General features: G+C 41.0%; 24 protein-coding genes, 2 tRNA genes and 3 pseudogenes. 17 read left to right on the forward strand and 12 right to left on the reverse strand.

All coding sequences use genetic code 11. The annotated features are described in order from the left end of the window. Window positions 1–134: 134 nt before the first annotated feature. The 4 genes from UYK_RS0102310 to UYK_RS0102325 all read right to left on the reverse strand — a co-directional run bounded on the left by UYK_RS0102310 (window position 135) and on the right by UYK_RS0102325 (window position 3725). Window positions 135–719 (reverse strand): GNAT family N-acetyltransferase, encoded by a 585-nt coding sequence (locus tag UYK_RS0102310; RefSeq protein ID WP_016870838.1) that lies wholly within the window; start codon window positions 717–719, stop codon window positions 135–137. A gap of 490 nt (window positions 720–1209) precedes the next feature. Then, complete coding sequence (locus UYK_RS0102315) at window positions 1210–2568, reverse strand: UDP-N-acetylmuramoyl-tripeptide--D-alanyl-D-alanine ligase (RefSeq protein ID WP_009455562.1); 1359 nt, start codon at window positions 2566–2568, stop codon at window positions 1210–1212. 143 nt (window positions 2569–2711) lie between these two features. Continuing rightward, window positions 2712–3068 carry a hypothetical protein gene (locus tag UYK_RS0102320; RefSeq protein ID WP_009455563.1) on the reverse strand — a complete coding sequence of 119 codons (357 nt, stop codon included), beginning with the start codon at window positions 3066–3068 and terminating at the stop codon, window positions 2712–2714. Between the two features lie 237 nt (window positions 3069–3305). After that, window positions 3306–3725 (reverse strand): KTSC domain-containing protein, encoded by a 420-nt coding sequence (locus UYK_RS0102325; RefSeq protein ID WP_009455564.1) that lies wholly within the window; start codon window positions 3723–3725, stop codon window positions 3306–3308. 341 nt (window positions 3726–4066) lie between these two features. On the opposite strand from UYK_RS0102325, the gene UYK_RS0102330 reads away from it, so the two are divergent. Beyond that, window positions 4067–4531, forward strand: a complete 465-nt coding sequence (locus UYK_RS0102330; RefSeq protein WP_009455567.1) for a DNA phosphorothioation-associated protein 4 — start codon at window positions 4067–4069, stop codon at window positions 4529–4531. A gap of 143 nt (window positions 4532–4674) precedes the next feature. Here the strand turns inward: UYK_RS0102330 and UYK_RS0102335 are convergent, their stop codons facing one another. Beyond that, a complete protein-coding gene (locus tag UYK_RS0102335; protein WP_009455568.1) occupies window positions 4675–6276 on the reverse strand; it encodes a DGQHR domain-containing protein in 1602 nt (533 codons plus the stop codon). 144 nt (window positions 6277–6420) lie between these two features. Between UYK_RS0102335 and dndC the strand changes: the two genes are divergently transcribed. From dndC to UYK_RS0102380, 9 genes are all read left to right on the forward strand, one after another. Further along, on the forward strand, window positions 6421–8040 hold the full coding sequence (gene dndC, locus UYK_RS0102340; RefSeq protein ID WP_016870839.1) for a DNA phosphorothioation system sulfurtransferase DndC: 1620 nt from the start codon (window positions 6421–6423) through the stop codon (window positions 8038–8040). 100 nt (window positions 8041–8140) lie between these two features. Continuing rightward, window positions 8141–10123: a DNA sulfur modification protein DndD gene (gene dndD, locus UYK_RS0102345; protein WP_009455570.1), complete on the forward strand. Its 1983-nt coding sequence runs from the start codon at window positions 8141–8143 to the stop codon at window positions 10121–10123. A 199-nt stretch (window positions 10124–10322) separates the two neighbouring features. Continuing rightward, window positions 10323–10709 carry a DNA sulfur modification protein DndE gene (gene dndE / locus UYK_RS0102350; protein ID WP_009455571.1) on the forward strand — a complete coding sequence of 129 codons (387 nt, stop codon included), beginning with the start codon at window positions 10323–10325 and terminating at the stop codon, window positions 10707–10709. A gap of 96 nt (window positions 10710–10805) precedes the next feature. Then, entirely contained in the window at window positions 10806–12266 is a 1461-nt protein-coding gene (locus UYK_RS0102355; protein WP_009455573.1) for a DNA phosphorothioation-associated putative methyltransferase, read from the forward strand. A 526-nt stretch (window positions 12267–12792) separates the two neighbouring features. Beyond that, window positions 12793–14091, forward strand: coding sequence for an AmpG family muropeptide MFS transporter (locus UYK_RS0102360; protein WP_009455575.1), 1299 nt, complete (start codon window positions 12793–12795; stop codon window positions 14089–14091). Beyond that, the gene (locus UYK_RS0102365) at window positions 14076–14522 is read left to right on the forward strand and encodes a hypothetical protein (protein ID WP_009455577.1); all 447 of its coding nucleotides are present in this window, start codon (window positions 14076–14078) and stop codon (window positions 14520–14522) included. The genes UYK_RS0102360 and UYK_RS0102365 overlap by 16 nt, the downstream gene beginning before the upstream one ends. An 84-nt stretch (window positions 14523–14606) precedes the next feature. Next, on the forward strand, window positions 14607–14840 hold the full coding sequence (locus UYK_RS0102370) for a hypothetical protein (RefSeq protein ID WP_016870841.1): 234 nt from the start codon (window positions 14607–14609) through the stop codon (window positions 14838–14840). Between the two features lie 23 nt (window positions 14841–14863). After that, window positions 14864–15361, forward strand: a complete 498-nt coding sequence (locus tag UYK_RS0102375; RefSeq protein ID WP_009455581.1) for a GNAT family N-acetyltransferase — start codon at window positions 14864–14866, stop codon at window positions 15359–15361. 77 nt (window positions 15362–15438) lie between these two features. Continuing rightward, the gene (locus UYK_RS0102380) at window positions 15439–16197 is read left to right on the forward strand and encodes a HEAT repeat domain-containing protein (RefSeq protein ID WP_016870842.1); all 759 of its coding nucleotides are present in this window, start codon (window positions 15439–15441) and stop codon (window positions 16195–16197) included. Window positions 16198–16216: 19 nt separating this feature from the next. On the opposite strand, the pseudogene UYK_RS24755 reads toward UYK_RS0102380, so the two are convergent. From UYK_RS24755 to UYK_RS0102410, 6 genes and pseudogenes are all read right to left on the reverse strand, one after another. Continuing rightward, window positions 16217–16465 (reverse strand): annotated as a pseudogene (locus UYK_RS24755) (PQQ-dependent sugar dehydrogenase); the annotation flags it as partial. A 36-nt stretch (window positions 16466–16501) separates the two neighbouring features. Then, the gene (locus tag UYK_RS0102390; RefSeq protein ID WP_009455585.1) at window positions 16502–16981 is read right to left on the reverse strand and encodes a hypothetical protein; all 480 of its coding nucleotides are present in this window, start codon (window positions 16979–16981) and stop codon (window positions 16502–16504) included. 345 nt (window positions 16982–17326) lie between these two features. Then, window positions 17327–18115, reverse strand: a complete 789-nt coding sequence (gene phnE / locus UYK_RS0102395; protein ID WP_016870844.1) for a phosphonate ABC transporter, permease protein PhnE — start codon at window positions 18113–18115, stop codon at window positions 17327–17329. Between the two features lie 218 nt (window positions 18116–18333). Beyond that, window positions 18334–19065 carry a phosphonate ABC transporter ATP-binding protein gene (locus UYK_RS0102400; RefSeq protein WP_016870845.1) on the reverse strand — a complete coding sequence of 244 codons (732 nt, stop codon included), beginning with the start codon at window positions 19063–19065 and terminating at the stop codon, window positions 18334–18336. A gap of 73 nt (window positions 19066–19138) precedes the next feature. Then, window positions 19139–20114: pseudogene (locus UYK_RS23975) on the reverse strand (phosphate/phosphite/phosphonate ABC transporter substrate-binding protein). 336 nt (window positions 20115–20450) lie between these two features. Then, window positions 20451–20524 (reverse strand) — tRNA-Val (locus UYK_RS0102410). Window positions 20525–20712: 188 nt separating this feature from the next. On the opposite strand from UYK_RS0102410, the gene yqeK reads away from it, so the two are divergent. From yqeK to UYK_RS0102435, 5 genes are all read left to right on the forward strand, one after another. Continuing rightward, complete coding sequence (gene yqeK, locus UYK_RS0102415) at window positions 20713–21309, forward strand: bis(5'-nucleosyl)-tetraphosphatase (symmetrical) YqeK (RefSeq protein ID WP_009455592.1); 597 nt, start codon at window positions 20713–20715, stop codon at window positions 21307–21309. A gap of 115 nt (window positions 21310–21424) precedes the next feature. Further along, complete coding sequence (rsfS, locus tag UYK_RS0102420) at window positions 21425–21877, forward strand: ribosome silencing factor (protein ID WP_016870846.1); 453 nt, start codon at window positions 21425–21427, stop codon at window positions 21875–21877. Between the two features lie 6 nt (window positions 21878–21883). After that, a complete protein-coding gene (locus tag UYK_RS0102425) occupies window positions 21884–22384 on the forward strand; it encodes a CGLD27 family protein (protein WP_009455607.1) in 501 nt (166 codons plus the stop codon). A gap of 111 nt (window positions 22385–22495) precedes the next feature. Next, entirely contained in the window at window positions 22496–23449 is a 954-nt protein-coding gene (locus UYK_RS0102430; protein WP_009455612.1) for an asparaginase, read from the forward strand. Between the two features lie 46 nt (window positions 23450–23495). Then, window positions 23496–23572, forward strand: a tRNA-Met gene (locus UYK_RS0102435). 168 nt (window positions 23573–23740) lie between these two features. Here UYK_RS0102435 and ccmS read toward each other — a convergent pair. Then, window positions 23741–24169: a beta-carboxysome assembly chaperone CcmS gene (ccmS, locus tag UYK_RS0102440; RefSeq protein ID WP_009455613.1), complete on the reverse strand. Its 429-nt coding sequence runs from the start codon at window positions 24167–24169 to the stop codon at window positions 23741–23743. A 223-nt stretch (window positions 24170–24392) separates the two neighbouring features. Here ccmS and UYK_RS27090 point away from each other — a divergent pair. Beyond that, a pseudogene (locus UYK_RS27090) lies at window positions 24393–24778 on the forward strand (SPFH domain-containing protein); the annotation flags it as partial. Window positions 24779–24853: 75 nt separating this feature from the next. After that, window positions 24854–25270 (forward strand): DUF1824 family protein, encoded by a 417-nt coding sequence (locus UYK_RS0102445; RefSeq protein WP_009455614.1) that lies wholly within the window; start codon window positions 24854–24856, stop codon window positions 25268–25270. Window positions 25271–25307 lie beyond the last annotated feature (37 nt).

The raw sequence follows: 25307 nt of genomic DNA on the forward strand, positions 1-25307 counted from the left end.
TAAATTTAGACCTCACAAGAACAGCCCCTCTCCGCGAGTTCGGAGAGGGGTACCCGATAGGGCGGCGGGGTGAGGTTTTGCGTTCAAGGGGCGACAATCGCCTCTTTTATTGTTGTAAGAGAACAAAATTCATCCTACACTTTTTCCGCCTCCATACTGAGAAATTGCATCTGCATCATTTCCCGATCCAACATGGCAAATAGTAACCTATCTTGCCATTCTCCTTTACTCCATTCGTACTCTCGCAGATAACCCTCCTGTCGCATCCCAATTTTAATTAAAACTCGCATCGAAGCTTTATTTTTGGGATGACAAAGTGCAAAAATGCGGTGTAGACTTAGTTGCTTAAAACCAAACTCTAATAACTTCTGTGCTACTTCCGTTGCATAGCCTTGTCCCCAAAATTCCCTAGCCAAGCAGTATCCTATCGAACCTTCTTGCTTGGTGCGATCAGTGATGGAAATGCGACAGGAACCGATGACTTGTTTATCTGCTTTTAATGCGATCGCAAATGCAAAATGCTCACGTATTTTCTTCCGCCGCATTTTAATCTCTGTATGCAAATAGTTTTGAGTCTCTTCTTCGCTATTAGGACCGAATGGCAAATAGCGAACAACTTCTAGATCAGCAGCGTAGGCGTGTACTGCTGGCAAATCTGATTCTACAAAATCTCGGAGGATTAAACGTTGGGTTTCTAAAAGTGGATGGATGCTGCTCATACAATTAGACATTAATAGTTAGGAGTTAAGAATATGACTCACTATTCATAACTCTTAACTATTTTTTGTTGTTCAATTCTACACAAAATTGATTGAAGAATTATCCAGAGTCGTTCTTAATTACCCCATTGACCTCTTGGCAATTGCTCTATTTTCCGGGAAAAAGGTAGAATTTGCAACAATTGATAATAAAAATTTTTCAAAAAAACATTATCTAACTTGAGGTATAGAAAATTCACGACATTGGATAAAGTAGGTATGAAAAATTAACCGCCATGACGCCAAGAACGCCAAGAAATTGTTTTATTGTTTCAGGATAAGATAAAATCATTCTGCAAATATGTATAATCTAAATTTTCTGAATTTATTGTGAATAAGCTTTGATGATACTGTTGAAGTAGATTCATATTTGATTTAGGGACGGTTTTTATTGTCCATCCCTAAAAAATATTAATTTCTCTTGTAAATAGCGAATGTTACAGTCATATTTCTAAGAATTGGAAAATTCGGCGCGCAATTGACTCACAACCCGATCTAGTCCTACGGAATGCGCTGCTTTAAAAAGAATGCGATCGCCTTCCTTGATTAACGTTTTCAATCTAGCCGTCAAATCTGCATGAGTTGTAAAACACTCGGAGGGGACACCTTTGGCACTAGTAGCGATCGCTTCGGCGTCTTGTCCATCAACTAAAACTAACAAAGCATCTAAATTCAATTTCTGCACAGTTTCGCCGACTCGTTGATGCAATTGGCGCGATCGCTCTCCTAATTCTTTCATTGCACCCAACACAGCGATGTGTCGTTTGCCTGGGGTTTGTGCTAATAAATTTAATGCTGCTAGCATAGCTTCTGGTGCAGCATTATAAGTCTCATCTAAGATTACCACATCATTGGGTAATGCGAACCGTTGCGATCGCCCAGTTGGCATATCTACTGTTACCCCAGATTTCAGGCATGACCAATCAATATCTAATACCTGCGCCACTGCCAAAGCTGCCATGTAGTTAGCGGCGATGTGACGACCGGGCATTGGTAGAGGTAATTGCATATCTGCAACTGCCAAGGTATTGTTATCAATTAACTCTCCTTGAATGTCTCCACCAGTGAAGCCGAAAGTTATTACCTTTCCTGACCAGACTTTTGCTGCTGTTTCAATTAACAAGGGATTGTCATAGTTGAGAATTGCCACACTATCTTTGGGCATTTGCGCCAATAACTCACACTTAGCAGCAGCGATCGCTGCTTCGGAACCGAGTAATTCTATATGCGCTGTCCCGACGTTGGTAATGACGCCAATTGTCGGACGTGCTATTTGTGTGAGTTCAGCAATTTGTCCCTTACCCCGCATCGCCATTTCTACCACGGCGAAATCATGTTCTGCATTCAACTCCAATAGAGTTTTGGGGACACCAATTTCGTTGTTGAAATTAGCATGAGTCTTGTGAACCTTTCCTTGAGTTGCTAGAACTGCGGCGATTAGTTCTTTTGTAGTGGTTTTACCTACAGAACCAGTGACTCCAATTACCGGGATCTCAAAGCGATCGCGCCACCATCTACCAATTTTTTGATAAGCCTGGAGAGTGTCTTTTACCTGTAGTACGGGAAACTGCGGATTTGGGTAGGCAAAATCAACAATTGCTGCTAACGCACCTTTGGCGATCGCCATTGGCACAAATTCGTGTCCATCAAACTTTTCACCGCGTAAAGCTAAAAAAACTTCACCCGGTTTGAGAATACGGGTGTCTGTTTGTATACCATGACTTAATTTTGCTAAGGCTGCATCCGATAAATTAGCTCCTTTAGCTGCAAGAATATCTATGAGTTGACTTAAAGTGGCAGAACAAGCCATAGTGAGAGATTTTTCGGTTTCCAAAATTTTGGTCGTAAATGGTTAGTAGTTTACTACTACCTTTGTCAAAGTGGGTAAATTTTTTGGACGAAAAATTTCTCTTTTCTTTGGGCTGTTGACTTTATGCAGCAAAGCAGATAAGTCTAACCAAACCAGTGTGAAGGAGCTAAACCAGGGTCAACTTCTTCGGGTATTTGTAAACTTAACTGTTTTTCCCGCTTGTACATAATGTTCTCAATACCTTGGTGGATTAAATCTTCTATGCAATACTTGTCTTTGAGCGAACACATCAAAGACCCTAAGTTCAGACATGGTTGTTGACCTTCTTCAGCAACCACATAGCAATTGGAGACTTGACTAAGAACATGTGCAATTAGTTCTTGGCGGAGATCGGGAATAGAGAAAGCTTGCTGATAAGGATGATGAGGATAAGTTTCTAAAACATCCTCTATACAGCTGACAACTACTGGCAATGTTAAATTAAAAATAGTTTTAGTCATGATTTATCAACCCTCAGCTTGTAATCTTTCTGTTTATCAAATTTATTGCCGATAGAGGTATGACCAGAGATCGGAAATAGATAGGTTTTGATCTTAAATTTAAAGAAAGAATTTGAGGAAGTTGTGAGTATTGAAATATCAACTACTAACATTAAAAAAAGTAAAGGCTAATCGCCAACAGTAATTCACTATCAGCAATTAGCCAGAAGCACCAGGAACATTTAAATGAGGTAATGATCAGCAATAATCATCATCTATACGTTCATACTGATATTTACCTCTCACATTTTCATTGAAAAATTTACCAATAGAATCAGCTTGATGCAAATCTTGCCAAGTATCTTGGTCTATGTCTGAATATTGATATACAGCACCGTTGTGAAACTCAATCTGTAAAATATTTCTGTCGCTGTCATAGCCTATAGCATTCGCCATTGATGAATTCATTGGCAACATTGGAATTGATTGCTCATATGCAGGCAAATCTTTCGCTTCCGCAACGATTTCGTTTAAATGTTGCAGTCCTTCAAAGGCTGCGACTGGTGCAGGAATTTCTATAAACTCTAACTCATTACCTAAATCAAGTAATAACTGTAAATGTCCCTGAGAGTGAGCGATCGCTACTACATTACCCAAGTCCAGTTTCGATAGCTTCATCTATAATTTGCTCTCCTATTGGCAAAACAGTTTTTATTTTTGGTAGATTTTTATGCAAGAGTAAATTCTTATAGTACATATATACTATATAAATCATCACCAGTCAAGCCTTTGTCAAAAAAAATGTAGAGATGCGCAAATGCAAGGGAGGTAGGGACACGGGAATGCAGAGAGATTTGAATGATAAGTAATACGAAGTTACGCCTATACAGCCTACACTCTCTCCCCTGTCCTGCTTGTCTCTTCCCGTAAACAGTCACCATTGTTTGCTGCTGGCGGGGTTTGATATCGCATTCTATTTGTATTTCAGTTAAAATTGCAACAAACTAGATATCAAAACAATGGCTGAAACTGGGAGAATTAGAGTTGCAAAAGATAAAGCTGAATTGGTAAAGGCTTTAACATCGGCAGATGGTGGTACGGGACCTTTTCAAACCTTTGCTGATGTAGTTGTGTTTGCTGCTGCTTTGGGTGCAAAGCATAAAAAGCGAGTACCTTTAGGCGAAATTTCTAAAAGAGAACCGTCACCAATCAGACTAGAGTATTTTGGTAATGATTGGGTAATTAAATTACTAGGAGTTACCGAAACTCAAGACATCAAAATCCTATCAACTAATGAAGAAGAATACGAAGCTCAACGCAACCATATTTTTGAAGAATATGCGAATGGAGGATTAGAAATTCTACAAAGTGAGTTACGTGGAGCAGTAGACTATTCAGAAAGAATTTTATTATTGCTGAGTTATGAACGAATAAATAACGAGCAGCAAGACGAGGAATTTGATTTAAGCAAATTCCTGCCTTAATTTTATTTCTGCTAAACAACAAATATTTATATCCATCCTAATCCGGCTTTTCCAATTCTAACTGCATCCATAACAGCAGTAGGGCTATTCAAATTACTGTAGCCGAAGCATTTGCCAGTGGTTTAAGCCATCACTAATTAGATTTAAGATATAATCCTTGGAAGTCCTACAGCCTTGGGTTCAACAAACTTACCATCGAAACCCACAGTTTTATTCTCAATTGTTCTAGCATTAGCCAAATCCTTACGAAGTCCAGCAAGTTCCATCTGATCTTGAATTCCACCCAAAATATAAATCAATAACTTCGCCGCCAAATCCCTTCCAGCCACCTGCACTCGCTTTTTATTTGGATCGTACAAAACGCCATACCACAGAGATTGCGGATATTCCATCCCACTAAAACCGCCTTGCTGGTCAAATTTTCGTAGCTTTTTAAAAATATCTTCCAGGTTGAATCCTTTTCGGAAAACCAGGATACCCAAAGCTTGTGCTAAAGCTACTTGAGCAACAGGACGGAAAAGCATATTTCCTTCGCCTCCATCCTTTTCAAAGCTGAAGCGTCGCAAAGCTGGTGTATCTTCATCTTCTAAAATCTTATAACTGGGTAGGCTTGCTAAATAATCAAACAGCTTGTGAAACTCCTGTAGTCCCTTCTCAAGTTCCTCGTCCTCTGGACGAATAGGAATCAAACCTTTGTCTAAGGGTTTCCAATGGGGAAATTTTTGCCCTAAATATCGCTCAGACATATCTGTAAGAGCTTGTAGTGTTGTCAAAACTGTTGATTTAGCTGCAACTGTAGCACTGTTCCAATTTACACGAGGTTTTCGACCCTCACGCTGTTCCAAAAGCGGATGGATCACAGCAATTTTTCTTGCAACAATCGAAAAACCATCATCTTCATTCAACTGTGCTAGTTGACCTTTAGTCAAAGGTGCAGCCATCAAATTGACATGAACAAAGATCGATCTCACCCGTCGTCTTGCTTGTTCGCGAGTTTCTCCTTTCTCAACCGCACAGATAAACTCAATACCGATTTTTTCTTTGGGTAAACTTTGCAGATCAGCTGGCTGAACATTGTACTGCTCTATTAAATCATCTACTGTAATACAAGTGTCGTCAGGAGTTTTATCTTTCTTGTAACGTTGAAGTTTACCAGTTTGTAGCAACTCCATTAACCCCTGTACCCCCATGAGTCGATGTTGACCGTCCAGTGCATAAATGGTGACATCTTTCTCAGCAATACTAAGCAGACCAACATTACCTTCTTGATCTAATGGTGTAAAAACTGTGGTAGATTTTAGAGCGATCGCGTGATTATTCCATTCGGTAGCCTTGGGATTATCCACCCAAGGTTGATTAATTACCACCAGTACCGGAGGAAACTTATGATTTTTACGAGATGCTAGATACTGAGCTAGAGGTAATTGACGCGACCAATCAAGAGGACGCTGTTGAATTTCGTCAATACTCTCAGCATCAATTTCAATATTATCTGTGTGAGGATTATATTTTTGTTGCAGCAGTGGTAAAGCAGAAGCAAAGTGAACCCGCTGTGCAAACCATTCTAAGGTAACAGAGCCTATATAAGCTTCGTTACCACCCATTTCGGTTTTTTGAACTAGAATATAGTTTTTCTGATTTGTGAATTTTTCTAGCAGAATTGCTAGTGCTTGTTTATCTTTATTATCTAGTTCGATATCTCCATTTTTGATGTCAGCAGTCAGCTTAGCTGCATTTGTATTCATGTTAATTTTTAACACCTTAAATAATAGTCCAGATTATTTTTGTACAAAAATTGGATTTACTGATAAAGTTTTTAAAAACCTTAAAGGTTTTTACCTGCTCGCTGGTGGGGAGATATTGAAGGTGGAGTTCAGAGGAAAGGAGAAATGGTCATCGCACAACAGCCAGAAAACAAAAGTCAGCAACCGCGTACTGTAGCAGAATTGGTAGAAGATGTCCAAGCTCTCACCACTGAAATACAGCAATTGTATTGCTTAGACGAAATACCCTGGGTTGTGGGCTATTCAGGTGGAAAAGATAGTTCGTGCGTACTGCAACTTGTTTGGAATGCGATCGCAGCCCTTCCACCCTCCAAGCGAACAAAGACCATTCACGTTATTACAACAGACACGCTAGTAGAAAATCCTTATGTTTCTCTTTGGGTGCGCAATTCCCTCAAACAGATGAAATTGGCTACTCAAGAACAAAACTTGCCATTTGAACCACATTTATTACAGCCAGAATTTAAAGAAACATTCTGGGTAGGTTTAATCGGTAAAGGTTATCCAGCACCAAAAGGAAAATTCCGTTGGTGTACAGAACGTCTGAAAATTAAGCCATCTAACCGCTTTATTCGTGATGTGATCCGCGATAACGGTGAAGCTATTCTGGTTTTAGGTACTCGCAAAGCTGAAAGTACAAAACGTGCTTATAGGATGAAACAGTGGGAAGCAAAACGAGTACGCGATCACCTCAGTCCGAACATGAACTTGCCAAATTCTCTAGTTTATAGCCCTATTGAAGATTGGCGAAATGATGAAGTTTGGCTTTATCTAATGCAGTGGGAAAATCCTTGGGGATGCAGTAACAAGGATTTATTTGCAATGTACAGAGGTGCTAGCGCTGATAATGAATGTCCCTTAGTTGTTGATACATCTACACCTAGTTGTGGAGCTTCTCGTTTTGGTTGCTGGGTCTGTACGCTGGTAAGCCAGGATAAATCAATGGCTGCAATGATTCAAAATGATGAAGAAAAAGAGTGGTTACAACCTCTACTTGATTTCCGTAAAGAATTAGATGCACCAATAAACCGCGATCGTCGAGATTTTCGCCGTAGAAATGGTGATGTGCAACTTTATGAACGTAACTTAGATGAAACAATTTCGGTAGAACCTATTCCTGGTCCATATATTAAAGAAGCACGGGAAGACTGGCTCAGAAAACTCCTGAGGCTTCAACAACAACTCCGTAGCACAGCGCCAGAAAACATGCGCGATATCACTTTAATTACCCTAGAAGAGATGAGCGAAATTCGTCGCATTTGGCTAGAAGAAAGACACGAATTTGATGATAGTTTACCCCGCATATATAAAGAAGTGACAGGAGAAGAATTTCAAGACCCACGCCCTGGTGCTGATTATAGTCTCTTGGGTAGTGATGAATGGGCAGTGCTAGAAGAAATCTGTGAAGGTGACGCCATGCACTTAGAATTAATGGCAAAATTATTAGATACAGAACGTCAATTTCGTAAAAAAGCCCGCCGCACAGGAATATACGATGCGCTAGAGAAATGTTTTGAAACTAGTTCTCGCTCCCTTGAGGAAGCAGTTAAAAATGCTTACTTGAAAAGAGATTTAAAAGCAGCAGTTAATCAAGGTGATGTGGCGAAGGTGAAGCAGCTAACTTTGGGTGATGTTGTAAAAGAAGAAATAACAGATGCGTCTTCTGCTGCTAAACCTAAGACTTGGGCGAGTATGAAGTTTCAAAATAGGGAAACAACCTCTTGAGATCAACAGAAGTAAAAATTACCGCCTAGATCCCCAGTCGGGGATCTAAATCCAACGTGAATTTACTTATTTGTATGAGAATTAAATATAAAATATCGCTATGATTTTTCTGGAACTTGTTCTGCAAAATTTTGGCCCCTACAATGGGCGTCAGGTAATAAAACTTGACCCAAAACTGAACGATTGTACTCGTCCAATTCTTCTTTTAGGCGGAATGAATGGAGGCGGTAAAACTACACTCATGGACGCCATTCGCCTTGCACTTTATGGACATCGTGCTGAATGTTCTACTCGTGGAAATTTAAGTTATGCTGATTTTTTGACTCAGTGCGTTAATAGTAAGGCTTCACCTCATGAACAAACTCGTGTTGAATTAGTTTTTGAACATATTGAAAATGATAAACCAGTCAAATATAAAATCGTCAGAGCTTGGGAAAAAAATCCTAAAGAGGGCAAAGATTCTTTAGGAATTTTTGGGGATGATGATACATGGTCTATTGAGGCTTTAGTTAATACTTGGGATGATTATATTGAAAATATTTTGCCTTTAGGAATTTCTAATTTATTTCTATTTGATGGAGAACAAGTTAAAGAGCTAGCAGAACAAGAAGTACCACCATCTCTTGTAGTAGATGCAATTCGCGCTCTTTTAGGATTAGAATTGGCTGAACGTTTAGCAGTTGATATAGAAATTTTAGTCAATCGTAAACGCAAGGAAATTGCCGAAAAAGATGATTTGGCAAATTTAGAAGATATTGAAAATGAGTTAAAGCAGATACAAGAAGAGTTTGAAGTTAATAAATTAAGTTATGCAAATTTACAAGAAGAATTAAAATTATTTGAACAGCAATATCAAGAAGCTGAGAATAAATTTATTTCTGAAGGAGGAAAAATTGCGGCAGAAAGAAGCTATTTAGATAAACAAAAACAAGAAAAAACAGCAGAAGCTGAGCAAATTCGCCAAAAAATGACTCAATTGGCTAGCAATGTTTTACCACTTGTGTTAATTCAACCGTTACTCACGCAGGTACAAACACAAGGAGAAAAAGAATTTCACGCACGCCAAGCACAAATAGTACAAGATATTTTGTTAGAGCGAGATCAACGTTTATTGGATTTAATTGGAAAGTTAGATATTGCTAAAGAAAGTTTAAATAAAATCAAAGTATTTTTAGAAGAAGATGAATACAGGCGAAATTCATCTGCTCTTCCAGAACAACCTTGGTTATTAGCTGATGATGAAGCTTTAAGTCAACTGGGTAATGTGATTTATTACTTACACAATGCTAAAATCTCTGCTAAACAACTACTAGCTTCTCTGAAAAATAAAGAAGAAGAAATTCTCACTATTGAAAGACAAATACAGACAGCAGCATCACCAGAAGCATACGATCGCCTGCGTGATACTATGCAAAAAGCCCAAAAACAAGTGACTGAAGCTAAAGCTAATTGCGAAACAGCGCGTCGTCGTTTGGTTGAATTAGAAGCAGGTATTGAAAAGGCTAAAAAGAACTTAAAAGAATATACAGAACAAACTATCGATCGCAAGAATAGAGAACATATTATTACCGCTTCTGCCAGAGTTCAAGAAACGCTGAAGTTATTCCGGGAACGCTTGACTTTGAGAAAATTGAATAAATTAGAAAATGAAGTCACTGAATGTTTTCGCTATCTGCTGCACAAATCAGATTTAGTGCATCGCATCGCCATTGATACCAATACTTTTAGCTTATCTTTGTATGACTTACAAGGTAAACCAGTTCCCAAGCATCGGCTTTCCGCAGGGGAAAAACAACTTTTGGCGATCGCTTTTCTGTGGGGACTAGCACGAATCTCTGGTCGTCGTTTACCAGTCGCGATTGATACACCACTGGGAAGATTAGATTCTTCGCACCGCAGTAACTTAGTTGAACGTTATTTTCCCTGTGCTTCCCATCAAGTAATTTTACTTTCCACCGATACAGAAATTGGCAAAAAAGAAGTAGAAACACTGAGAAAAAACGAAGCGATCGCGCGTGAGTATCTTCTCAAATACGACTCATCTACACGTCAGACGACTGTACAACCGGGTTATTTTTGGTAATGAAAGCGATCGGAGATTGGGGAGTGTGGGGAGTAGGGGAATAATTACTAACCACTAACTACTAACCACCAACTAACAATAACCAACAACACACAAGTTTTGACAGCTGAACCACTAGCCAACAATATACAATCTTGTAGACGAATATAATTCGCAATAACACAAGCAAAGTCGCCTTGTGCAGACTAATCAAAATATTATGGAAACCCCTATCGAACGCATCAAATTATCTCAAACAGCCAAAGACCAACTCACCAAACTCAAACGTCTGACAAAAATCGACCAATGGAATATCCTATGTCGCTGGGCGTTTTGTCGTTCCCTCGCCGAACCAACTGCACCTTCTCCAGTACCAATTCCCCAAGATAGTAACCTCGAAATGAGTTGGCGCGTGTTTGGTGGGGAAATGTCTGATATTTTGCTGCTAGCACTAAAACAACGTTGCTACAATGACGGTTTAGGTACTGACAAAGAAACCCTGGCTACACAGTTCCGTCTGCATTTACATCGTGGTATTGGATATTTAGCTGGTGATCCAAATATCAAGAAAATTGAAGATTTGATTGAATTAGCGACGAAGAATTGAAAGCATATGGTAATCGGTAATGGGTAATAGGTAATGGGAAAACTCTAACCAATTACCAATTACCAATTACCAATTACCAAACTCCTATTTGCTCTTATGTCCGAGAGCTACGTAGAAATTGAACGTCACAGAGCAGCAATTTTTCGTATTGACTTGTCTCGCCCTGTGCGATTGGCAATAGAGTGGTCAATCCTCAACAAAGATACCACGTTTTTTGACTATGGCTGTGGCTATGGTGGTGATGTCGATCGCCTGGCAAATTTAGGCTACACTAGTGCAGGTTGGGATCCTTACTATTTTCCCGATCGCGATCGCATTCCTGCTGATATTGTCAATTTAGGTTATGTCCTCAATGTGATTGAAGACCCCGAGGAACGTCGTCAAGCCCTCGCAGAAGCTTGGTCACTTACCCGGAAAGTATTAATTGTTGCTGCTCAAGTCCTAGTTAACGCTCCTAGTCGCAATCTCATACCTTATGGCGACGGCGTTGTCACTCGCCACAACACATTTCAGAAATATTACCAGCAAGATGAGTTAAAAAAATACATTGATGAAACACTGAACGTCGATGCTGTGCCTGTAGCACTGGGCATTTACTTTGTGTTTCAAGATGAAGCTGAAAAAGAAGCATATAAAGCCCTACGCTTCTTTTCCAAAACCTCCACACCCAGAGTCCGCATCCCCACCAAGCGGTTTGAAGACTACCAAGAAATGCTTCAGCCGTTGATGAATTTTTATACCAAGCGTGGGAGACTACCAGTCAAAGGTGAATTGGAAAACGAACAGGAATTACTCAAAGAATTTGGTAACTTCCGCCGGGCTTTTGCGGTGGTTTTGCAAGCTACCAATGAGGAAGAATGGGATGCGATCGCTTACCGTCGTTCTCTTGATATTCAAGTTTACCTGGCTTTGACTCATTTTGAGGGTCGTCCCTCATGGCACAAGCTAGCCCCAGAAATGCGTCATGATATCAAGGCTTTTTTTGGTTCCTACGAAGAAGCTTGTGAAGTTGCTGACGCCAAGCTGTTTAGCTTAGGAAAACCAGGGGTAGTAAAAGCTGCTTGTGAAAAAAGTAAAATTGGTAAACGTACTCGTGGCGCTTTATACGTTCATGTGTCTGCTTTGTGTGAAATGGATGCTTTGCTGCGAATTTATGAAGGTTGTGCTAGTCGTACAATCGGACGTGTTGATGATGCAACGCTGATCAAATTTGATACTGAGAAATCGCAAATTTCTTATTTGCTTTACCCAGAATTTGATACTGACCCTCATCCAGCCTTAAAAGCAAGTGTTGTGATTGATTTAAAAACTTTATACATCACTCACAGAGACTATGCCAACAGAGCCAATCCACCCATACTCCACCGCAAAGAAACATTTGTGACTCCTAATTATTATCTATATGAAGAATTTTATCAACTCACTCAAAAAGAAGTTGAATTAGGATTACTCAAAGACAAAAGTAATATTGGTACTCGCGATGGTTGGACAAAATGCCTTGCTGAACATGGAGTAGAAATTAGAGGACATCAGGTTTATCAATTGGGGATGGAGTAAGTGTGAGGAGTGTGGGGAGTGGGGGAGCCAGCGCGGTCTTGTTGGTTTCCAACAAAGAGCGACTGGCGTGGAGTGTGGGGAGAAGAAATACTGACAAATGATCATTGATCATTAATAACCAATAACTCACCACTAACCACTATTGTACAGACGCGATGTTCCTCGCGCCAAATTGGCACGAAATTACACACGAGTTATGGCAATATATTTCAATGCCTGATCAGGATAAACACAGATGTACACAAGTCATAGTTAACAATAAAGAAATACAAAATTTTATCCTTAAATTCTCATTATTAAAAGTAAATTAAATTCACGCCTAATGTGAATTAAAACTATGATAAAAATCCTGTTTTTAAAATCGAACACCGATAATCTATCTGTGTACCCTGCACCGAAGCCGCCCTTAGGGGCGTCTACATCGGTGTGCATCTGTGTTCGCTAATCAAAATCAACTAAAGAATTGCCAAAAAACCTTGATGTAATTCTGATTCCTGATTAAGTCATACAAGGAACTTAAAATATTGTGCGACAAATCCAATCTCTGCTGAAGTTATTTGTAAGCCGCAAAATGGCGGCTTTGTTATTGCTAGGTTTTGCCTCAGGTTTGCCCTTATTATTAATTGGGAATAACCTCAAAGCCTGGATGACTCAAGAACAGGTTGATTTAGCAGCGATCGGCTGGTTTAGCCTCGCTAGTCTGCCCTACTCATTGAAGTTTCTTTGGTCGCCGTTTCTAGATCGGTTTACACCTCCATTTTTCGGTCGGCGGCGGGGTTGGTTGATTGTGACGCAAATCGCTTTGATAGTAGCGATCGCCTTTATGGCTTTTCAACAACCCAAACAAGCCTTACAGCTTTTAGCCATCAACGCTATAATCATCGCTTTTTTGAGTGCGACTCAAGATATTGCTGCTGATGCCTACCGTACGGATGTTTTGACAAAATTAGAAATGGGGGCTGGAGCGGCAGTTTTTATTTTAGGTTATCGTATTGCGCTATTAGTTGCTGGTTCTTTAGGATTAATACTGGCTGATCGAATGCCTTGGTCTTCAGTGTATTTGTTCATGGCAGGAATAATGGTGCTTGGAATTTTTGGTGTCTTAATTGCGCCAGAACCACGACAAATTAGCCCGCCAGCTTCTTTGGCTGAAGCCGTCGTTTTACCATTTGGGGAATTTTTTCAGCGCCAAGGAGTAATCCAAGGCTTATTGATTTTGGTGTTTATTACCTTATATAAACTTGGTGATGCTTTATTGAGTAATATGGCGACACCCTTTTTACTTACTATTGGCTTCACTAAAACTGATATTGGAGCCATACAGGTAGGAATGGGATTAATTGCTACTATTGTGGGCGCCCTTGTTGGTGGTGCTGTTTTAAGCAGAATAGGTATCAATCGTTCCCTATGGGTATTTGGTGCGTTGCAAGCCTTAAGTAACATTGCTTACTTTATACTGGCCCAACCGCAGTTTTCTCAAAATTACCAATTATTAGTATTGACTATTAACATCGAAAACTTTTGTGGTGGACTGGGAACAGCTGCCTTTGTTGCTTTTTTAATGAGTCTTTGTAACCAGCGATTTTCCGCCACTCAGTATGCATTGCTTTCCAGCTTAATGGCTGTCAGCCGGGATATTTTGGCAGCCCCAGCTGGCGCGATCGCCAAAAGCACAGGTTGGCCTACATTTTTCATAATTACTATCATTGCCGCCGTGCCAGGGTTACTTCTGTTGCCTGTTTTCGCTCCTTGGAACCCTCAACCCATAGCAATGCCCAGACCAGGACTAGATGATGAGGAAGAAGATTTATGGGGCAAAAACTAATCATTATTATTGCCACAACAATCCTGTTATTTACAGGACTCCTACTTGGCTATGTGCTTTCCCAGTTAGTTTTAGGATTTCTTGCACTTAATCTCCTGACTTTTTTGGGGACATTCAGTTTAATTGTAATTTTTGGTACGCTTTATTACGTTTTATTTTGGGAATTGCGTAGGCAGTCTAACCAAATCAAAGGCAATAGACCACAGCCTGCAACCCAACCTGCAACCGAGTCAACAACCCAACCCACACTCAGACCAACGACTCCACGCGGTGCTGACAGCCGTCTCCAAAACAAGCTAATTGCAATGTTAGACGGCGACATAGCCGCAGCAGAACGCCTTGTTGCACAAGCAAGACAGAATTATCCAGGAATGCCAGAAAGCTGGTATTGGGAAAGAGCGATCGCTGACTTGGAACGCGATCGCAGATGAAATCAGTGAACAGTTATCAGGAACATCGCTAGAATAAATCATGTTAACTTCATAAATCTTCAGTCAAACTTCATATCTAAAAAAATGGCTATATTTCGTCAATACATTGCCCCCCTACTCGTAGTATTGCTATTTTTAATTGCGCTAGTGGCAGTCAGTGCCCGTATATTTTTACCTGCGGACATGGCAGCACCTGCACCCATTGAGGAAAATGGGGAGACAGGAAGGCGGGGTGATGGGGAGACGTTTGCTAACAAAGAGAATAATTTCTCCGTATCTTTCTCTACTCCTTCAATTTCTCCTAACTCATTGTCATAGGAGCAACTACTAAAGTTTTAATTGTGGAACTGCTACCAGGTTACTGTATCCGCCATGGCTCCAGTCTAGATCGGGCATTACTTGTTAAGTTCATGCAATTGACTTACCAAGAAATGTTTCCTAACCAAGATTTTTCTCATCTCGCACAAACAGTAGAACAATACTTCTCTAGCCAAACTCCTTTGTGGTGGGTCGAAGAAGATGGGGAGATGGGAAGATTGGGAGATGGGGAAGATTTCACCACACCACCCAATCATCCAATAGCCTGTCTCTGGATGGGAAACGCTATTGACCAAGTTACAGGCGATCGCCATGCTCACATCTTTTTACTGTATGTTGTACCAAAACACCGGCGACGGGGTATTGCTACAGCTTTGATGCGATATGCAGAGGACTGGGCAAGAAACAGAGGTGATCGGCAAATGGGGTTGCAGGTGTTTCAATCTAACCAAGCTGCATTAAATCTTTATAGTGGCTTGGGTTATCAAACTCAGTCTTTGTGGCTCAAGAAACTTTTATAATTCTAATTTTTTTGAACTTTCAATTTTAAATATTGAATTAATTGGTAAGTGGTATTAGGGAATGGTACTTTTGATGTATGTATGACGAAGACGACCTCAGCCTACTTGATGCTGAAGTGGAGCTAGAAAGTCCTCTAGATAAAATAGGGCCCCTGACCGCAGAGTCAGAAGTGCCAAAACCCGATCCAGAGGAAATGCTACCGCTACTAGAGCATCCCCAACCACAGCAAAGAATGCTGGCAGCACGTGCTTTCTGTGACATTGAAGATGCACGTGCCACTCCCCATTTAATTCGCTTGCTCACTGATACTTGTCCCCTAGTGCGGGTCAGTGCTGCCTATGGACTCGGACGCAACCCTAGTCCCGATGCTGTAGAACCGTTAATTAACCAATTAGGCCGAGATTGGAATGGCTATGTACGCAAAGGCGTAGTTTGGGCATTGGGTAATTGCCGCGATCGCCGTTGTTTAGCACCCCTAGCAAATGCCCTGAGAACTGATATTTCCGCAGTTAGATTATGGGCTGCGAGTTCTTTAGCCCAGATGGCACAAATTGGTTATGAAGCTGTGGTTGGAGCAATACCACCATTAATTGAAGCTTTGGTACAAGACCCTGTAGCACCAGTACGGAGTAACAGTGCTTGGGCGATCGGACAGTTATGTCGCGAACTACCTTCTAATATAGTCTATGCCACTGCCATTGATGCTTTAATTCAAGCTTTTGCCGAAGACAAAGATTTAGGAGTCCGGGAAGATTCTAAAGCAGCGCTTTTGGGAGTAGGCGACCCGCGAGGTTTGCAGCTGATTGAAACCCTGGAACAAGAGGGATGGTTCTAATCGGGGATCGGGGAACTCACCGAGGTCGCCCTTGAGTATTAAAGGGAACAAAAACAACTTTGTAACTAGTGCTGCGATCGCGATTCCAAGAACCACGAAACGCAACAAAAGCGCCATTGCGATATTTTTCAGGAAAAGTTTGTCCGTTGTAAAATTGCAAACCCAAGGTAGCTGAATGAGCTTGGAACAGCACATCTGGCGTGCGAGTACGCTGTACTAAATCCGGGCGTTTACTTGTACCGTTCTTTGCTTGACGCGGCTCAATGTTGGCCCCTGCAATTAGATATTTTTATTTAGAAGTTCCTTATTCAGGCTGACTACAATATTTATTTACCTGTGTCCCTAACACATCTAATTGTTTAGCAGCAATCTCAGCTGCTTTCAGCGCATTGTCAATTTCACTTCTTGCTGTTTGTATTTGTTTTCTACCAGATGTTGAAGCTTCTGCTGACTTTGCAGTGTTAAGTGCTTTACCTGCTTTGTTGATATTTTGACTAAGTGTTGTAAATACTTTGACAAACCGAGTTTGGTATTCTTTCAGTTTAGGGTCTTGTAAATTTAGTTGCTCAATTTTTTCGGTGGCTGCTTGCAAATCCTTAGCCAGTTTTAAGCTTGTTGCAACCTGAGTACCCTTATTTATCTCTACTAAAGAATTTCCGTCATTCACAGTCTTGATTAGTCGCTGACATTGAGAGGCTTTGCTGTCATTACAACCAATCAGCAGTAAAGTGAGGCTGACACCCACAGAAACAATAATATTATTTTTACGAAAGCCGACAAACATTTACACCTGAGCCAATTTATATAATGAAATCCAAATAATCGTAACCAATAGTAACCACAGATTCAGTGATTTCAGTTAGTGTTCCGATAATTTGACACTTCTATTAGGGGATCAGGGAATAGGAAAATAATTTGAAATGAGAATGTTCGGGTATGAAGTGAGAACTTTGAGGTTGAAAATGAGAAGGTTTAGACTTGAAGCGAGAATGTTCGGGTTTTGAACCTCAAATTTTACGTTTGTTACTAGGAATGGCTGTGCGATCACTCGATAAATTCCCATTTACCGACTCTGACCTTTGGGAGCGCTCACACAACCAACAATCAACAACCAACCACCAACTACTATCTACATTGAATCAAGGCGTTTACGTAACTGACTACTTAACAAATCTATAACAGTAACAACTACCAACAACACCAACATCATCGTTGTTGCTTTGTTGTATTCAAAGCCATCTATATAACTTTTCAACTGAAAGCCAATACCCCCTGCTCCCACGACACCTAACACAGAAGCAGCGCGGATATTGTACTCAAACATCCACAATGTATACCCTAAACCCAAGGGCAAGACTTGGGGTAAAATGCCGTATTGCGCTACTTGTAATCTTGATGCTCCCGTTACTTGCAAAAATTCTATAGAACGAGAGTCCACTGCTTCGATCGCTTGTTGATAAAACTTTGCCAGATAGCCAATTGTATAGATACTTAAAGCCAAAGTCCCAGCAGGTGCGCCCAATCCAGTTGCTGCGACAAAAATTAAGCCCAAAATAATCGAAGGAACCGAACGCACTATATTTTGGAGGAAATTAGCCAACCATTGCAACCAAACAGGGGCGACATTACGGGCGCTAGCGATCGCAATTGGTAAAGAAAGAATAGCCCCTAAAGTAGTTCCCCACAAAGACATCTGTATTGTTTCAACTAATGCTTGAATAGCAATATCTAATACAGCTGGATCTGGTGGAAATAATCTGGAAATAAAATCAGTAATGTAAGGCCAACTATTCTTGAGGAGTTCAAAATCTACCTTCAAACCCTGTAATGCCCAAGCATAAATTGCTACCACCAGGCAGAATATCAGTAGGCGACTCAGCCAAGCAAAACGCTTCCGGAAACTTGCAAAATTCTTCATCATCAACCACTCAGCCACCAACGGTTAATCTGTCTGTGTTCATCCGTGTTCATCTGTGTTTATCGGTGTTCGATTTCTAAAAAATAATCTCGTCCATAGTCTCAATTCAAATCAGCTATTCACGAATGTTGGTACACAACCAAACATGAAAATTTGACTTCTCCTACACCCCTACACCCATTTTCAAGTACAGATGTAACTCTTACTTCCTTCCTCTCCTACCCTCTCATCCCAGAAAACTGGGCTTGCAAATTTTCACAAACACCGTCATAAACAATACGTCCAGCATCCAAAACGATCGCTCGTTGGGCATATTCTGCTGCTATGCCCAAATCATGCAAAACTGTGACAATGGTTATGCCTTGTTGGGAATGTAATTGAGATAAAGTATCCATCACCTGTTTACAGGCCATGACATCTAAACCTGTAATCGGTTCATCGGCTAGGAGTATCTGGGGAGATTGAATTAAAGCCCGAGCGATCGCTATCCGTTGTTGTTGTCCACCGCTAAGTTGACTAGTTTTTTGATAGGCTTGCGCTCTTAAACCGAGCTGTTCTAATATCTCCAAAGCTTGACGGCGATCATGTTTGGGAAAGCCAAATAATGTTTGCCAAGTTGTACGTGTACCAAGCTTGCCACACAAAACATTATCAATCGCCGGAAGTTGACGAATTAGCCCCCCACCTTGAAATAACATCCCAATATCCTGCCGGATTTGCGGTAGAGTGCGGGGATTAACTTGTACACCATTGATATTTATGTTTCCTCGTTCTAATGGTACTAGTCCAACAAGCGATCGCAGCAATGTAGACTTACCCGCACCATTAAGTCCTAGCAAAGCCACAAACTCACCATGATGAATCTGACAACTAATCCCATTTAGGATGGGACGTTGTAATGATGGTGAATATGCTGTTTTTAAGTTGTGACACTCAATGGCAGGAGACATGTTGAAGGAGGTGGGGAGGTGGGGAGGGGGGAGTAGTAAACTACTAACCACTCACTACTAACTACTAACTCTGTTACGGTTGAATTCCTGCTAGTTGCAGGGCATTACGCAGAGGTGCTAGGTGTTGGTTGTGGTCAATTTTGACCAATTCTGTCGAGTTATATAAATTACGCAGCAACTGGTTGTTTTGTGGCTGATTCAACAACAGCATAGCATTGATGATTTTGTTGCGGGTAGCGACGGGAACATCATCATCAATAGCGACGCCGTGAGCAGGAACACCGGGGATTTTGTGCAAAATTCGCAGTTGATTCTTTTCTGCTTCTGTAATATATGGGGGGGTTAAGAGCATACTCTGAGACAGCAGCCACATCCGCTTGACCACGTAATACAGCTTGTATTGCTTTGCTGTAGTTACCACCGTAGGTAACTTGTCCGAAGAAATCATTTAAGCGATCGCGGTTTGGTACAAGTCCCTGTTTCACAAGTTCAGCAGTTGGGAAAATAAACCCAGAGCCAGAAGTGGGGGAAGTGAAAGCCATTCTTTTGCCGCGCAATTGTGTCAAAGTGGCTTTAGCTGTAGACTGTGTTTTCAGCGGGCTATTTTTGGGAACAACAAATACGGAGTTATACGTATATTTCCCTGAATAAGTGGGGCGGACTTCCGCTAAATACAACCGAGCATTTGCCAATTGTTCTGCTTTCAACGCTGGACGGCTACTCAAGAAAGCTATATCAGCACGATTAGCTCTTAAAGCTTCTACTGCTGCGGTGTCATCACCGATCTGTGCTTTGACCGGAACTCCTAATTGTTTAGATAAAAACGCAGCTACGGCATTAGCTTTATTTTGCAAATCTGTAGAGTCAGAGCGACTAGGAAAAATAACCACTAATTCATTGGTTTTTCCTTGGGCAAGTAAGGTTTGCTCTTTTTGGTCAGGAATTAGATTGGCGATCGCTGATTTCTCTCCAAATGTACTGGCAATCATACCTGCAAGGGCAACAGATGCGACACTTACACCCAAAACACCCTTTGTCATGAGTCTCATTATCTTTCTCCACCAGGAATTTTTATCAGTAATTATGCGAATTTATTGCAATTGTTTTTGTTAAAACTTTAGAGTTTTCAAGAATCAAAGTCAAGATGAATTGTGTAAAAACTTGAGATATGGGTTAATGAAAACAATATCTCTGATTGCTGGGAGAAGTGAGGAATGCGTAGTGAAACGACACAGCAAAAATAGTGCAATAAATCAATCTCTTCTTTTATCTGTGTGTTCTTTCTTGCCTCATGCGGTCTATTAATGCACCATCTTAAGGCAGTCGCGCCAATATTTACAGTAAGTCCACTTCTTATGTAAGTGGGAGGATGTCTAAACAATATATGGACGTAACTGGATTCGAACCAGTGACCTCTACGATGTCAACGTAGCGCTCTAACCAACTGAGCTATACGTCCGCACTTTCGCTAGTATAACATAATTTTTTTGCTGTAAGCAAGTTTTGCAGACAATTTATTTTTGTCTATTTTTATAGCGCGCCACTTAGCCTTATTGGTGCTGAAAGTGGAGGCTGGCGTGATTCGCTACAATATGATCACAAGTCTTCGTCTGATTGCCACAATTCTGATTCAGGTGTCAAGGAATTATGCGCCAAAAAGTCTTAGCCTGGTTAGCTGAGAACGTTCCGAGTTCACGGATTAATCACATTCTCAGAGTCGAACAGATGGCGGTGGAATTAGCTCAACATTATCAATTAGATAGAGAAAAAGCTGCCACAGCTGGGCTAATGCATGATTTGGCAAAATATTTTCCATCCAAAAAACTTTTGCAGATGGCAGAGTTGGCTGGGTTGGAAATAGACGAGGTGATGGTAGCATCACCCCATCTGTTACATGCAGATGTCAGCGCCATCATCGCCAGAGAGAGTTTTGGTGTACAAGATGAAGAAGTATTACAAGCGATCGCCAATCACACTTTGGGTAGACCAGGCATGAGTCCACTCTCTTGTATCGTATTTTTAGCAGATACTCTCGAGCCGGGACGGGGTGACTCTGCTGAATTACAAGCTTTAAGAAAAACAAGTTTTGCAAATCTCGAACGGGCTGTTTGGTTAACCTGCGATTACACAATCAAATTCTTGCTAGAAAGTCCTAGTCTGATTCATCCACGCGCGGTCGCCACTCGCAATTGGTTTTTACAAAAGTCGAAAACTAAACAGCCAGTGATAACAACAACTGTATAGACCGCCGTTTTTTTTGTTAGTATTCAAAAAAACCAGCTCATACAGTTGCAGTTCAATGCTCATTTGTCAGTAATTGTAAAAATTTGCCAATAAACAAAGAAGCAGCTGAGGTTTAATGTCTGATTATTTCCAAGCCAACTTTCCATTACAATCACTTACTGTCCAAAAAAGTGCGCTCACAAGCCCACAAATTGACACTAATGACACCAGTGAAAATGTAGTCGCAACCATTGCTGAAGCAGCATCAGACCGGAAAGCAGGTGATATTTTAATACTGAGAGTAGCAGATGTATCTTATCTAGCAGACTACTTTGCATTCATGACCGGCTATTCCAGGGTGCAAGTCAGGGCGATCGCCGAAGCAGTAGAAGATCAAGTACAACAAGAGTGGCAAAAACGTCCCTTACGGGTAGAAGGAAAAGCAGAAGGGACTTGGGTAGTGCTAGACTACGGCGATGTCATCGTCCACATTATGATGCCAAAAGAGCGTGAGTTTTATAATTTAGAAGCCTTTTGGGGTCATGCAGAACGTGTCGAGTTTCCAACATCCAACGATGGTGGGGGGTAAATCAACATGATCAAGTCTTCAGTCTCAAACTGCCCGGTTCCTACTGAGCAACAACCACTGAATGAGTACGAAGAGTTGAAATCTTCTTGGTTATTTAGTGATTGCACCTTAAACTGGCGTGACTACATCAGAAAAATAGCTTGGATATGGGGTTTATCTTGTGTACTCGCAGCTCCAGTAGCAGCAGCAAGCTTTACTCCACACAAGTACACGCTCCAGTTTGTTCTCTGTGGTGCTGCCGGAGGAAGTATTGGTGTCGTACTGGTACTGTTACGGTTATATTTGGGTTGGTCTTATGTGCGCGATCGCCTTGCCAGTCCCATTATATTTTATGAAGAATCAGGCTGGTACGACGGTCAAACCTGGACAAAACCGTTAGAAGTACTCAATCGCGATCGCTTAATTGTCACCTATGAAATTAAACCAATCATCAAACGGTTACAAATTACCTTCGCTGGCTTGGCTGTGTTCTTCGTTGTTGGTACGATAGTTTGGCACTTAATTTAAATAGTCATTGGTTGGTGGTTGATAGTTGCTAGTTGTTAGAAAAAACAACACACAACAAACAACTACCAACAAAATGATGACATATAACAAAATCACCATAGATAACTACCCATGACAATGGGAAAACGAACCCAAGCCGCCACATTAGAAGTTAGATTACTGCGCGAAGGCATTATAGAATCAAAGCATATAGTCCAAGCAGTCGTATGCGACGAACGGGGACGGGTGCTGTCGGTTGCTGGCAATGCTGAAACCGCCACCTTTGTCCGTTCTGCCCTCAAACCATTTCAAGCTCTGGCTGTCACCACTACAGGGACACTAGAGCGCTATGATTTGAGCGATCGCGACTTAGCAATCATCACTAGTTCCCACAAAGGCACAATTCAGCAAGTCCGTCAGGTATTTAATATTCTCTGGCGGGCTGATATTGATCCCTCAGCATTGCAATGTCCAACTCCTGAAGGCAAGCGTAGCCCCCTAGAATATAACTGCTCTGGGAAACACGCCGGAATGTTAGCCGTATGTCAACAGTGTAATTGGTCTTTAAACAACTACTTACAGCGCAAACACCCTGTACAGCAGCTGATTATTACCAAAATAGCAGAATTGCTAAAAATGCCAGCTGAAGAATTTATCAGCGCTCATGATGACTGCGGCGCACCCACATATCTCATGCAGCTGGCGCAAATGGGGTATTTGTATGCTCTGCTAGCTTCTCGCAGTAATTTGGATATGGAGCGGATAGTCCGAGCCATGACTCATCATCCCACGATGGTGGCAGGAGATGGAGAATTTGACACCGAACTGATGCGTTTAACTCCAGGAGAACTCGTAAGTAAATCCGGTGCGGAAGGAGTGCAGTGTATAGGCAGACTCGGTGAAGGTATGGGACTGGCAATAAAAGTTATAGATGGAGCCAAACGGGCAAAATATGCTGCTGCCATTCACTTGCTTCAGCAGATGGGTTGGATTAGTCCTAGCGTTGCCCAAGCCTTATCAGAAAAGTTTATGAACCTCGGTAAATACAAGCGTCTAGAAGTCATTGGAGAATTATCACTTTTATAGTTGCCAATTTTTAGTCTTTGCTGTTATAGTAGAGAAGAAGGAGCGACGCGGGATAGAGCAGCCTGGTAGCTCGTCGGGCTCATAACCCGAAGGTCAGTGGTTCAAATCCACTTCCCGCCACCAAATAAAAATAAGCCCCTACATTCATAAAGATTGTAGGGGCTTATTTTTGATTACGAATATGGTAGTTCAAAACAAACGTGATTCACCACCAAGACACAAAGAAAAATCGCGGTTAGTAGTTAGTAGTTAGTGGTTATTCTATACTTTTCACACACCCCATCACCCCTTCTACCCTTGCAATTCTTCACTTAAACCCTGTTCCAACATATTCAATAAACTATCCACATCTTTCCCGACTTCTGCAAAACATTCTGGTGGTGCTGGTTGTGGCTCATAATGGATCAGCTTGATTTGCTCTTTGCCAATAGCAACCATGACAACTTCAACTTCTGGTTGATAATGTTCTATGATTCCCAAGACTTCCTGGAGTCTATTTTCCACACTCTCATTTAATTTTTCGATCGCCTCTTTGGGACAATACACAAATCGCGGTTGAGGCTGTAGATCAATACCAATAGTACCCTGAGTGTCACCATTTTCTAACCACAAACCCCAAGCTAGTGCTGCTAATTCTAGCTGATGTACTTTGACAAATTGATCTAGTTGGCGACGCCATTGGTTGTTAGGTGATTCTGGTTGGGTAGTACCGAATATCATGTCAATTTTGGATTTTGGATATATTGGATTTTAGGTTACTTCAAACCCGATTGTACACACCAGAGACTTGTATAAACTTCGTTTTGCTCTAACAGTTGTTCATCAGTTCCAGACTCAAGAAATCGTCCGTATTCCATAACGTAGATACGATCAGCATAGCGGATATTAGAAAGACGGTGAGCGATCGCAATTGTTGTTCTGGTCTATTACCAGAAGAAACTAACTTAAGGATGATTTTGACACTGCATTAGGTCAACGCTCAGAAAAATATGGAATAATAGTTTTGGATACTGGCGTGGTTAACTTAACTTTTTCTCCGGAATTTGCAATAACACTAGAGGAAAAACAAATTGCTAAACAAAGAGCGAAAAAGCTGTTTACATAGCACAATAAGCACAGGCAGAAATTAATCGTGCTAAAGGCAAATCAGAAGCTCAAAGACTTTTAGCGCAAACTTTAAAAGCTCCAGGAGGGCAATTAGTTTTGCAAAAAAAAGCAATTGAAACTTGGAAGAACAGCGGCGCTCAAATGCCGAAAGTTCTGTTAATTGGTAAAGACTCACAAAATAGTGTTCCTTTCCTTTTCAATGTGAGTAATATACAAGATTAAGCCTTAACTTGTCTTGGGCAAGAGGGTAATTCCCTACAAAGAAAGCGCACATCAACACAGATAATAAACCGATATATGTCAAGTAGAAATCAAACTAATTTCACAGTTGCTGAAGCTAAAAAAGTTCTCAATAAATTTAACTGTGTAGACATAGCACCACAAGTCAAACCATCAGAAAAATCTTTAATTCGTGAGGCTTTACTTTTAATTGCCAAATTATCTGATTATCAAATTTTAGGGATTTGCGCTGACACTGAAGAAGAAGGAATACTGGCAATGAAAACCTATTCCCTCGCGTTAGGATATGAACCACCAAGAAATTTACCTAAAATTGATGGGTCTGTTTATATCAAATTAAACGGCAAAAATGGCGTGTGTCATATTGATACTTATTTTGGCCATCATCGCGGGGTGTTGGTATCTTGTCAATCATATTCTTCAGAGGGAATTAATGAGATGTACGGTCATTTACCCTTGGATTTATTTGTTTAATAGTCAAGTTGTCTTTGTGTCTTAGTGTCTTAGTGGT

Origin of the sequence: Fischerella thermalis PCC 7521 (assembly GCF_000317225.1) — a bacterium.
Lineage (GTDB): Bacteria > Cyanobacteriota > Cyanobacteriia > Cyanobacteriales > Nostocaceae > Fischerella > Fischerella thermalis.